The 11505-nt window shown below is 69.8% G+C and carries 11 protein-coding genes and 1 other RNA gene; 2 read left to right on the top strand and 10 right to left on the bottom strand.

The window, feature by feature from the left end:
• Positions 1 to 7: 7 nt before the first annotated feature.
• The 7 genes from QE377_RS17215 to QE377_RS17245 form a co-directional block, all read right to left on the bottom strand.
• The gene (locus QE377_RS17215; protein ID WP_307325773.1) at positions 8 to 1234 is read right to left on the bottom strand and encodes a Dyp-type peroxidase; all 1227 of its coding nucleotides are present in this window, start codon (positions 1232 to 1234) and stop codon (positions 8 to 10) included.
• A complete protein-coding gene (locus QE377_RS17220; RefSeq protein WP_307325775.1) occupies positions 1234 to 1776 on the bottom strand; it encodes a copper chaperone PCu(A)C in 543 nt (180 codons plus the stop codon). Before QE377_RS17220 ends, QE377_RS17215 begins: the two co-directional genes overlap by 1 nt.
• A 34-nt stretch (positions 1777 to 1810) precedes the next feature.
• The gene (locus tag QE377_RS17225) at positions 1811 to 2407 is read right to left on the bottom strand and encodes a copper resistance CopC family protein (protein ID WP_307325777.1); all 597 of its coding nucleotides are present in this window, start codon (positions 2405 to 2407) and stop codon (positions 1811 to 1813) included.
• Positions 2408 to 2515: 108 nt separating this feature from the next.
• Complete coding sequence (locus QE377_RS17230) at positions 2516 to 3133, bottom strand: hypothetical protein (protein ID WP_307325779.1); 618 nt, start codon at positions 3131 to 3133, stop codon at positions 2516 to 2518.
• A 48-nt stretch (positions 3134 to 3181) separates the two neighbouring features.
• Complete coding sequence (locus QE377_RS17235; protein WP_307325781.1) at positions 3182 to 6181, bottom strand: bifunctional [glutamine synthetase] adenylyltransferase/[glutamine synthetase]-adenylyl-L-tyrosine phosphorylase; 3000 nt, start codon at positions 6179 to 6181, stop codon at positions 3182 to 3184.
• Between the two features lie 7 nt (positions 6182 to 6188).
• On the bottom strand, positions 6189 to 7526 hold the full coding sequence (locus tag QE377_RS17240) for a glutamine synthetase family protein (RefSeq protein WP_307325783.1): 1338 nt from the start codon (positions 7524 to 7526) through the stop codon (positions 6189 to 6191).
• Positions 7527 to 7587: 61 nt separating this feature from the next.
• The gene (locus QE377_RS17245) at positions 7588 to 7773 is read right to left on the bottom strand and encodes an SPOR domain-containing protein (protein ID WP_137416882.1); all 186 of its coding nucleotides are present in this window, start codon (positions 7771 to 7773) and stop codon (positions 7588 to 7590) included.
• Between the two features lie 68 nt (positions 7774 to 7841).
• Between QE377_RS17245 and ppgK the strand changes: the two genes are divergently transcribed.
• Positions 7842 to 8639 carry a polyphosphate--glucose phosphotransferase gene (gene ppgK / locus QE377_RS17250; RefSeq protein WP_307325784.1) on the top strand — a complete coding sequence of 266 codons (798 nt, stop codon included), beginning with the start codon at positions 7842 to 7844 and terminating at the stop codon, positions 8637 to 8639.
• 18 nt (positions 8640 to 8657) lie between these two features.
• Positions 8658 to 8942: a hypothetical protein gene (locus QE377_RS17255; protein ID WP_307325786.1), complete on the top strand. Its 285-nt coding sequence runs from the start codon at positions 8658 to 8660 to the stop codon at positions 8940 to 8942.
• Between the two features lie 17 nt (positions 8943 to 8959).
• Here the strand turns inward: QE377_RS17255 and rnpB are convergent.
• The 3 genes from rnpB to QE377_RS17270 form a co-directional block, all read right to left on the bottom strand.
• An RNA gene (gene rnpB, locus QE377_RS17260) (RNase P RNA component class A) lies at positions 8960 to 9320 on the bottom strand.
• A 14-nt stretch (positions 9321 to 9334) separates the two neighbouring features.
• The gene (locus QE377_RS17265) at positions 9335 to 10984 is read right to left on the bottom strand and encodes a bifunctional 3'-5' exonuclease/DNA polymerase (protein ID WP_307325788.1); all 1650 of its coding nucleotides are present in this window, start codon (positions 10982 to 10984) and stop codon (positions 9335 to 9337) included.
• 19 nt (positions 10985 to 11003) lie between these two features.
• A partial coding sequence (locus QE377_RS17270) for a zinc ribbon domain-containing protein (RefSeq protein ID WP_307325790.1) occupies positions 11004 to 11505 on the bottom strand: 502 nt, incomplete at its 5' end.

Consider the following 11505-nt stretch of genomic DNA (forward strand, 5'->3'; position numbering starts at 1 on the left):
TCGCTCCTCACGACAGCAGGGTCTCGCCGATGAACCCGCCCTCGGCGCAACCGGGCGGAGCGGCGAAGACCGCGGACCCGATGGGCGTCGTCCACTCGTTCAGCAGGTCGAGCTCGTCGAGACGCCGCTGCAACGGCACGAACTGACTCGCCACATCCGCCTGGAAGGCGACGAACACCAGACCCGCACGCGAGATCTCGCCACCCGCGGGAGCGTCGTCGTAGTTGTATCCGCGCCGGAAGATGCGCTCCCGGCGATCGTCGCTGCGCGCACGGCGCATGTGCGAGAACTCAGGGATGACCGGGAAGCCGATGGGGGTCTTCGCTTCGAAGTCCGGCTCGTCGTGCTCGTTCGTCCCCGTCAGCGGCGCACCGTTCGACTGGTAGCGGCCGACGGACTCGTCGCGTCCGGGACGGTCCAGTCGATCCCACTTGTCCAGATCCATCGCGATGCGGCGCACGACCACCCCGGTGCCGCCGGCCAGCCATCCGCGCTGATGCCACACGAGCTCGTCGAAATCGGCGGTGCCGGGTTCGGGATTGGCCGTGCCGTCGACCTGTCCGAAGAGATTGCGCATCGTGGTGCCGGGCTTCACGGTGCCGTGTGCGCGGCGGAACCCGTTCTGCGTCCACCGGACGGTCGCGAAGCTGCGCGCATCCTTCAGCAGCATCCGCGACGCGTGCGCGAGCGTCACCGGATCGTCCGACGCCACTTGTATCAGCAGGTCCCCATCGCAGTACTCGGGCTGCAGCCGGTCGATGCCGAAAGCAGGCAGAGGCGCCAGCCACGCCGGGGCGGAGCCGCCCGCAACCGCGACGAAGCGCGGCCCGAACGCAAACGTCACCGTGAGGCGGGCCGGCGCCAGCGCGAGCTCGGGCTCTGAGTCTGCGAGCGCCGGCTCACCCTGCGTCATCCGCGCGGCGTCGTCGCTCAACGTGCGCATGAGTCGGCGCAGGCCGTCTCGACCGACGTCAGGCTTCAGGTCCAAGGCCACGAAGACCGCGTGCGACTGCGCATCCGTGTCGATTCCGGCCTGATGCACGCCGTAGAACGGCACCGTGGTCTCCCCGTTGAGGGGTGGGACGGCGGATGCCGCGGGCGGGGCCGCCTGGAATGCAGCGTCGATGGCGATCGCGGCCGCCGCGCCGATACCGGCGACAGCTCCTCCGAGGAGGAACTGTCGCCGGGTGGCGCGATGCCGGACCGTGGTCTCGTCGGGATCGCGCCGTGACATCAGTGGCTCATCCCGCTGTCGCCGCTCATGTCCATGTCGCCGCCCTCGTAGTTCTCGTTCGCTCCGGCGTAATCCTTGACCGGGGCGGTGATCTGGGAGCTCGTGCCGTCCGCGTACGTGAGGGTGAGGGTGACGTCGTCACCCGCGACGAGGGGCGAGGTCAGATCCATGAGCATGATGTGGTTGCCGCCGGGGGCGAGGCTGAGGCTGCCGTGGGCGGGAATCACGAAGCCGCCCTCGATCTGACGCATCACCATCTGCCCCGACTCGTTCTCGACCGTTTCGTGGAGCTCGACCGCCGACGAGGCGGGCGTCGTCGCGGCGGTCACCGTGACGTCGGTATCGCCGTCGTTGTTCAATTCGCCGAACGCGGCCGACATCCCGGAGTCGGCGGACTTGACCCAGGCATCGGAGACGGAGATCGCCTCGGCAGCGGTGGCGGAGCCCGAGGTCGGCTGGCCCTGGGCGGCACAGCCCGCGAGGGCGAGTGCGGTGAGAGCGAGCGCTGCGGTGAAGCGGATACGAGTGGTGGGAGTGTTCACAGGGGTATGCCTTTCAAAAGCGGGACGAGCGAGCTCAGTGCTCTGCGTCGTCGGTGCCGCGCGCGTCGGAGCGGCGGCGGAGGAAGATGATGAGTGCGAAGAGCGCGACGGCAATGCCGGCGCCGGCGGCGCCGATGAACGCGATGCGCAGCGCTCCGGCGTTCTCCTGACCGGCCTCGTCGACCGTCGGCTCGTCTGACTGCGCCGCCTGGCCGTCGGCGCTCGGCGCCGTCGGCTGCGCCGTGTGCTCGAGAGGCGGCCCGTCGCCGATCGTGAACGGGACGGTGCCCGCGATCGGATGCCCGTCCGACGACACCACGCGCCACCGCACCTCGTATCCTGCGGCCGGCATGTCCGGCTGTAGATCGACGGTGACGGTCGACCCGTCCAGCACCGGCTCGGTGGCCGCCCAGTCATGCCCTTCGGCATCGGCGACGATCACCGCCGCGCCGGTGTCCAGCACATCGGCGGAGAAGGTCAACGTGACCTGCGTCGGAGCCTCGGTGAGTCGTTGCCCGGTCTCGGGCGTGGAGGAGAGAAGTTCATCGTGAGCGGACGCGGGGGCGGCCACCGCCAAGACGGCGGCGAACGCCACCACGATCCCCGCGACGATACGTCGCGACAGGGACATGGGACACCTTTCGACAGCGGCGCGCGCAGGCGCCGCACCACACGGGACGCCTGTCTCGACGACAGGCGGAAGCGCAGCACACGACGCGAGCGCGTCGTGACAGCGTGATCAGACCGTGTGAAGTCGCGGTGGGCCGCGACGGGCGATGTCTCGGAGGAAGAGCCTCTGACGGGGCCGACGTTGCTGCGCGCAGGCGACGGACGAGAAGCGCGGAGCGTCGGCTTCGACGTCCGCGACGACGAGGGCCAAGCGGATGCGGAGGCGCCCGACCAGCGTGCGCGTCAACTCGATGAGCGCACGAACGCAACGTTCCCCGCGGTGCAGCGCGAGGATCGTCACGGCGGCGGCGACGGCGTGCCCGAGCCACATCGCCGGATCGCCGTGGAGAGCATCGATCGTCCCGACGCTCGACGTCGGCGGCGCGTCACCCATGCCGTGCATCGCGTGATGCTCCTGCCCCATACCGGGCACGGCGAAGGACCCGAGGACGAAGAGGGTGTGGAACAGTGCCTGACTGAGCAGGACGGCCGCCGACAGGCGCCATACCGAGAGGCGACGCCCTGTGAGGACCGTGCAGACGGCGAGCGACAACACGAAGGGGATCAGGATGCCGAGCCACCCCGGCACCGCACCGCCGGCGCTGACGTGCGAGAGGAGCGCGACGAAGGTCGCCACGGCCGCAGACGTCGTCCCGCGCAGCAGGCGGGGAAGACGGGAACGGCGCACGACCCTATTGTTGCAGCCGGTCGGAGATGCCTCACCCCACGTCGGTGGTCACCCGTAGAACTGCTTCTCGAACACGCGCCGCGACAGGCGGGCCGCCCGCATCCAGTCCTCCTCGACACGCGATGCCGAACGCGGCGGATACTCCAAGAGCCGTCCGATGCCGTCGAGGCGGCGGCGGTCGGCAGGGAGGACATCACTCGTCTGCGCCGACAACAGGGTGTTGGCCGAACGCAGGCGACTGGCGAGCCGCCAGGCCTCGTGCAGGCGTGGAACGGCACTCTCGGGCAGAAGCCCCGCTTCTCCGGCCGTGCGCAGTGCGTCCGTCGTCGAGGTCGTGCGCAGCGCCGGCACGGCGTGTGCGTGTTGCAGCTGCAGCAGCTGGACGAGCCACTCCACGTCGCTGAGCCCGCCGGGACCGAGCTTGAGATGGCGCGACGGATCGACGCCCTGCGGAAGCCGCTCGCTCTCGACCCGCGCCTTGATGCGCTTGATCTCACGGACGCCCTGCGGGTCGGCGCGCACGGGGTACCGCACGCGGTCGGCCAGCGCCGTGAACGCGTCGATGAGCTTCACGCTGCCCGCGACGCCGCGGGCGCGAAGCAGGGCCTGCGCCTCCCACGACAGCGACCACCGACCGTAGTACTCCGCGTACGAGTCCAGCGACCGCACGAGCGGACCGTTGCGTCCCTCCGGGCGCAGGTCCGCGTCGAGATCGAGCGGAACGCGGTGATCCTCGGAATGGGTGCGCAGACCCTGAACGAGCTTCAGCGACAGCGCGTGCGCACGTTCCGGGTCGACGCCGTTCGCCCGGTAGACGTACAGCACGTCCGCATCCGAGCCGAAACCGAGCTCGCGCCCGCCGAAGCGCCCCATCGCGATGACCGAGAAGTCGAGCGCGTCGTCTTCGGGCGGCACGGCCTCACGACGCACGGCACGTAGCGTCGCCTGGATCGTGACCTCGGTGATCGTGCTGAGCGAGTCGGCGAGCTCCTCGATCGTGAGCACACCCAGAACGGCAGCCATCGCCGTGCGCAGCAGCTCCCGTCGTCGCAGCGCGCGAACGAACGGCATCGCGTCGTCGAGGCTGTCATGCCGCGTCTGGATCGCGCGGGCCTCCGTCTGCAGGGCGACGCCGCTGCGCGGGCGCAGGAGTTCGGGGTCGTCCAGCCAGGCCGCCGCTTCCGGGATCCACTCCATGAGCTCGCCGATGTAGCGAGAGCCCGACAGCACGCGGGTGAGACTCTCGGCCGCCGCCGACGAGTCCCGCAGCAGACGCAGGAACCACGGGGTGTCCCCCAGCCGCTCGCTGATGCGGCGGAAGGCGAGCAGGCCGTAATCGGGGTCGACGCCGTCGGCGAACCACCGGATCATGATCGGCATGAGGTGGCGCTGGATCGTGGCCTTGCGGCTGATCCCGCTCGTCAGCGCCGCGATGTGCCGGAGCGCTCCGGCCGGGTCCTGGAAACCGATGGCCGCCAGACGATCGTGCGCCTGCGCGGCAGACAACGTGCGCTCTCCCTCCGGGAGGGCTGCGACGGCGGAGAGGAGCGGTCGGTAGAACAGGCGCACGTGGATGTCGCGCACCTCGCGTTTCACCCGCTCCCACTCGGCGGTGACTCCGGCGGCGCTGTCGGCGACGCCGCTCGCGCGCGCGAGCACGCGGCGATCGTCGTCCTTCTCCGGCATGAGGTGGGTGCGACGAAGGCCGCGCAGCTGCAATCGGTGCTCGAGCACACGGAGGAACCGATAGTCGCGAGCGAAGGCCGCCGCCTCGGCGCGCCCGATGTAGCCCTCAGCGACGAGCGCATCCAATGCGTCCAGTGTGCCCCGCTGGCGAATGCGGTCGTCGGTGAGCCCGTGCACGAGCTGGAGCAGCTGCACGGTGAACTCGATGTCGCGGATGCCGCCGGGCCCGAGCTTGATCTGCAGCGGCACCTCGTGCGCCGGGATGTGGTCCGTCACGCGCTCGCGCATCCGCTGCACGCTGTCGACGAAGTTCTCGCGGGCGGCGCTCGTCCACACCTTGGGCTGTACCGCGGCGACGTACTCGCGACCGAGATCCAGATCGCCGGCGAGCGGCCGCGCCTTCAGGAGCGCCTGGAACTCCCAACTGCCCGCCCAACGGTCGTAGTACGACAGGTGGGACTCGAGGGTGCGCACCAGAGCGCCCTGCTTGCCCTCGGGTCGCAGGTTCGCGTCGACCTCCCACAGAGGCGGTTCGATCTCGATCCCCGAGATTCCCTGCATGGTCTGCACGGCGAGGCGCGTCGCGATGTCGATGATGCGACTGGCGCCCCACTCCTCCTCGGCGCCCTCGGCGGCACCGCACACGAAGATGACATCGACGTCGCTGACATAGTTCAGTTCGCGTGCGCCGGTCTTGCCCATGCCGATGATCGAGAGCCGGGTGGCCGCGACCTGTTCCCGGGGGAACAGACCTCCGGGTCTGCCCTGCGAAATGCGGGTGCGGGCCACGCTCAGCGATGCCTCGAGCGCGGCGCCCGCCGCATCCGCGAGGGCAGCCGCGACCTCGGGCAGCACATCGATCGCATCCGGCGCCCGCAGATCGAAGGCCGCGATGCGTGCCAGCAGCCGACGGTAGCGCACGCGCAGTGCGACCCACGCGGACTCGTCCCCGGATGAGGCGAAGCCGTCCTGCGCCCCGACCGACTCCTGCAGATCTCGCTGCATCTCATCGGCGCGCGGCAGGATCTCGCCCGCGGTCGCGAGGTCTGCGAGTTCTTCCGGGTGGCGCAGGTAGAACTCACCGAAACCATCCGACGCGCCGAGCAGCAGCCAGAAGACCCGGCGCGCGTGCGGGTCGCGCAAGGTCGCCGTGACCGCATCGGGATTGCGCCGGGCGATCCTGCTCGCGCTGCGCAGCGCGCCGTCGGGATCGGCGGCGAAGCCGAGATCGGCGATCACCTCGGAGCGGCCGAGCGCCAGCAGCTCGACGAGCTCATCGAACGCCCGCTCCGCCGCGTCGAGGTCGCCGAGTCCGAGCCGGACGAGGTCCGTTCGGCTCGAGGAGCGCTCCGTGCCGGCCATCGCCGGCTCAGAGCATCTCGAGGTTGCTCTGCAGCTCGAAGGGCGTCACCTGCGAACGGTAGCCCGCCCACTCGCGGCGCTTGTTGGCGAGCACGTAGGTGAACACGGTCTCGCCCAGTGTCTCGGCGACGAGCTCCGACTCCTCCATGTACTGCAACGCCTGATCGAGGCTCGCGGGAAGCGGCGCGTACCCGAGCGCGCGGCGCTCGGAATCCGTGAGCGACCACACGTTGTCCTCGGCCTCCGGCGGCAGCTCGTAGCCCTCCTCGATGCCCTTGAGGCCGGCGGCCAGCATCAGGGCGTACGCGAGGTACGGGTTGGCGGCCGAGTCGAGGGCACGGTACTCCACGCGCGAGGAGCCGCCCTTGTTGGGCTTGTAGAGCGGCACGCGCACGAGCGCCGAACGGTTGTTGTGGCCCCAGCTGATGAAGCTGGGCGCCTCGTCGCCGCCCCACAGGCGCTTGTACGAGTTCACGAACTGGTTCGTGACGGCCGAGATCTCGTTGGCGTGACGCAGCAGGCCGGCGATGAACTGACGGCCGACCTTGGAGAGCTGGTACTGCGCGCCCTCTTCGTAGAACGCGTTGCGGTCACCCTCGAACAGCGACATGTGCGTGTGCATACCGCTGCCCGGCTGCCCGCTGAGCGGCTTCGGCATGAAGGTCGCGTAGACGCCCTGCTCGATCGCCACCTCCTTGATGACCGTGCGGAACGTCATGATGTTGTCGGCCGTGGCCAGCGCATCGGCGTAGCGCAGGTCGATCTCGTTCTGCCCCGGACCGCCCTCGTGGTGGCTGAACTCGACGGAGATGCCGAGGTCTTCCAGCATCCGCACCGAGCGGCGACGGAAGTCGTGTGCCGTTCCTCCGGGAACGTTGTCGAAGTAGCCTGCGGAATCGACCGGCTCGGGGCCATCGGGGCCGTAGGTGGAGGACTTGAGCAGGTAGAACTCGATCTCCGGATGCGTGTAGAACGTGAATCCCGCATCCGAGGCCTTCGCGAGCGTGCGCTTGAGGACGTGACGCGGGTCGGCGACGGCCGGCTGGCCGTCGGGCGTCGTGATGTCGCAGAACATGCGCGCGGTCGGGTCGATCTCGCCGCGCCACGGCAGGATCTGGAACGTCGTGGGATCCGGGTGGGCGAGCAGGTCGGACTCGAACGTGCGCGTGAGGCCTTCGATCGCGGAACCGTCGAAACCGAGGCCCTCGGTGAAGGCTCCCTCGACCTCGGCGGGGGCGATCGCCACCGACTTCAGCGTTCCGATCACGTCGGTGAACCAGAGGCGGATGAACTTGACGCCGCGCTCTTCGATCGTGCGCAGTACGAAATCGCGCTGCTTGTCCATGCTTTTCCTCCCGGCCCCACAGGGCCCGATCACGTGATGGGGGTGCGCTCCGAGAGGCGCGTCAGTCGTTTTCGAGGGCGTCGTCAGCCGCCCACTGCGCGGAGCGCTGCTTGATCAACTCGGGGGCGTTCGCCGCCTCTTCCGCGGTGTCGAACGGACCGGCGCGGTCGATCGCCGGGGACTCGAAACCTCGCTCCACCTCGCCGGTGGTGAGGTTGTACCAGTACTTCTCGCTGTCTTCGCTCACGGCAGACTCCTCATCGCTCTCGAGACGATCCTACTGATCGCGACCCGTGTGCTGGATAGGCTGAAACCATGGCAGCACAGAAGTCTCGCGCGGTGGGTATCGACATCGGCGGAACCGGTATCAAGGGTGGAATCGTCGACCTCGACAAGGGCGAGCTGATCAGCGACCGGATCAAGGTGTCCACACCTTCCGGCGCAGAGCCGAAGGACGTTCTGGCTGCCGTGCGCAGCGTGCTCGACACGCTCGAGGTCGCGGACTCCGACTACCCGCTCGGCGTGGCCTTCCCCGCGATCGTCAAGAACGGTCGCACGCTGTCGGCGGCGAACGTGTCCGACAAGTGGATCGACTTCCCCGCCGAGGAGTTCTTCGAGGAGGGGCTCGGCCGCGACATCCACTTCGCCAACGACGCGGATGTGGCCGGCGTCGCCGAGATGCGCTTCGGTGCCGCGAAGGGCGTCGACGGACTCACGATCCTCACGACCCTCGGCACCGGTATCGGATCGGCCGTCATCTACAACGACGTCCTCATCCCCAACAGCGAACTCGGCCACCTACAGCGTGCGAAGCACGGCAAGGATGCCGAGGCGTACGCCGCCTACTCCGCCATGGAGCGCGACGAGCTGAGCTGGGAAGCGTGGGCCGAACGCCTGCAGTGGTACTACTCGCACGTCGAGTTCCTGTTCAGCCCCGACCTGTTCATCGTCGGCGGCGGGGTGTCCAAGCACGCGGACAAGTTCCTGCACCTGCTCGATCTCCGCACGCCGATCGTCCCCGCCGTACACCGCAACAACGCCGGGATCATCGGCGCGGCAGCGCTCTCGCTGGGCGTCGAGCCGGATCTCGAGGAGACCGTCACCGGTCAGTGACCGGCCGGCACCGGCACGATGGGCGACACCCCCTTGGAGCAGTCCCTCCGCGAGCTCAACACGCTGCTCGCCTCGGTGGGCGAGACCTACTGGGCGCAGTGGGCGGCGCGCGCCGCCGACCGCATCGCCTTGGGTGGCGATCCCCGCGATGTGCGCGGCGTGTTCGGCGGGATGGGCAGCTTCAGCGATCTGATCATCCATCCGGCCAACGGGCACGCCGTCACCGACGATCAGGTCGCCGCGGTGAACCGGCGGCTCGACGAACTCCGCCAGAGGATCTACGCCCAGTCGCACGCGGTCTAGGTCTGCGGCGGGCGGGGCGAATGGGCCGGCCTGTACGCCGGGTTCTGTCCGGGGGCTTTCGCCCCGTGGACGGTCATCTCTCTCGGCGACACGTTGCCGTGCCGCTCCAGCGGCCTACCCGGGGACTCGGCGAGCCGCGTCATCATCCCCTGTCTGGCCTTGCTCCGGACGAGGTTTACCTTGCGGGTCGTGTCACCACGACCCCGGTGGTCTCTTACACCACCCTTTCACCCTTACCCGGGCCGAAGCCCGGGCGGTCTGCTCTCTGTGGCACTGTCTCGCGGATTGCTCCGGGTGGGTGTTACCCACCGCCCTGCCCTACGGAGCCCGGACGTTCCTCGGCGCGGTTGCCCGCGACGCGACCGTCCAGCCGACCCATTCGCGTGTCGAGTCTACCGGGGGCGAACCGCATCCTCCGGCTCGTGGCGGATGACCTCGACATCCAGCGGGAAGTCGATCGGAAACGTGCCGAACAGCAGGCGTCCGGCCGCCTCGGCGGCCTCGACCACTGCCTGCGCCGCCGCCTGCGCCTGCTCCTGCGGCGCGTGCACCATCACCTCGTCGTGAAGGAAGAAGACGAGGTGCGCACGATCCGCGAAGGCTGGGCCGGATGCGGCCGCGGGCGTGCCGGCGGCAGGTGGCAGCGCGTCGAGACGCCGCCGGATCTCGGCGAGCCAGCACAACGCCCACTCGGCCGCCGTGCCCTGCACGACGAAGTTCCTCGTGAAGCGCCCGCGTTCCCTGGCTGCGCGCAGCGCGCCCTCGCGCACGCCCGGCTCCGCATCCGCCTCGCTGGCCCGCGACTGCAGCGCGAGCCACGGCGCCTCCGCGTCGGGCGTGCCGCGTCCGAGCCAGGTGGCCACCCCGCGGCCGTCCTCACCGGCGACTGCCGCATCGTCGACGAGCGCCATCGCGGTCGGGAACGTCTTGCGCAGACGCGGCACGAGGCGTCCGCTGTCGCCGGTGGTCGCGCCGTACATCGCGCCGAGGACCGCATATTTGGCCTCCTCGCGGGTCGCGACCGCGCCCGTCGCGACGATCCCTTCGTAGAGGTCCCGCCCACGTGCCGCCTCCGCCATTCGAGTGTCGCGCGACGTCGCGGCCAGCACCCGTGGCTCGAGCTGGGCCACATCCGCATCCACGATGACCCAGCCTGAATCGGGACGCACGGCGGGACGCAACTGCCTCGGGATCTGCAGCGCTCCGCCGCCGCTCGAGGCCCATCGACCGGTCACCACGCCTGCCGGCACGTACACGGGGCGAAAGCGGTCATCGCGTACCCACTCGTCGAGCCACGCCCAGCCGTTCGCCGTGTAGAGCCTTGCGAGCTTCTTGTACTCGAGCAGTGGCTCGACGACGGGATGCTCGACGTGTGCGAGCTCCCACTTGCTGGTCGAGCCGACCGTCAGTCCGGCTCGATGCAGCGCTCGCAGCACTCGCGGCGGCGAGTCCAGTGACAGCGACGCGTCACCGAGCGCTGTACGCACCCGCTCGCCCACCTCGCGCATGCGCTCGGGCGCACCGCCGCCCACCGGACGACGGCCGAGCGTGTCGACCAGGATCCGCTCGTGTGTCGCGCGATGCCAGGGCAACCCGGCCGCGTGCATCTCTGCGGCGACGAGTGCGCCCGCCGATTCGGCCGTGATGAGCAGCGTCAACCGTCCCGGGTCGTGGGATGCGGCGACCACCCCCTGCTGGGCGCGCCACTCCGCCTCGACCTCATCGAGACCGAAGGCGGGTACCTCGTCGAACGCGAACAACGCCTCGCCTCCGTCCGGGACGGTCGGAGCGAGATCCCACCTGTCACTCGCGCTCCACGGCACACTCGAGGGGCTCAGCGGACTGTGGCGCAGGATGCGGCGCGCGAGCCGCACATCCCACGCCCTCGCGACGCGCTCCCCCGCCGCGAGCATCGCGGGGTAGCTCACGCCGGTGTCGGCCCACACCCATCGGGCGGGCGACGGCGCGTCGTCGGACACCTCACGGACGCCGTCCGCGGCGACGATGCGCCACGACGACGGCGTGCCATCGCGGCCGGTCATCTCATCCGACCGCGGCGGATCACAATCCCGACTCGGCGGTGCGCACGAGGATGCAGCCGCACTCCGGGCACGTCGCCACGACGTCGTCGGCCACCTGTCGCAGGGCTGCGAGATCGGTGCCGGAGAGCATCATGTGGCAGCCGCCGCAGGTGCGGGCCTGGAACAGCGCCGCTCCCGCCGAGCGGGTCGCCAGCTTCTCGTACAGCGCGAGGAGCTGCTCCGGAACGGAGCCTGCGACAGCGGCGCGGTCACGACCCAGCTGCTGTTCGAGAGCCGCCGCGGTCTCCACGGTCTCCTTCGCCTCCGCCGAGAGGCGCGATCCTTCGTCGTTGTTCGCGGCCACGAGCTGCTGCTGCTCAGCAACGGCAGCCTCCGCAGCTTCGAGACGCTCCATGAGCTCCAACTGCGTCTCTTCGAGCTCGTCCTGTCGGCGAGTCAGCGACGCCAGCTCCCGCTCGAGGCCGACGGCGTCCTTCGCGCTCGCGGTCTTCTGCAGCAGTTGCTCATCACGCTGACGACGC

It is taken from the genome of Microbacterium sp. SORGH_AS_0862, assembly GCF_030818795.1.
GTDB lineage: Bacteria > Actinomycetota > Actinomycetes > Actinomycetales > Microbacteriaceae > Microbacterium.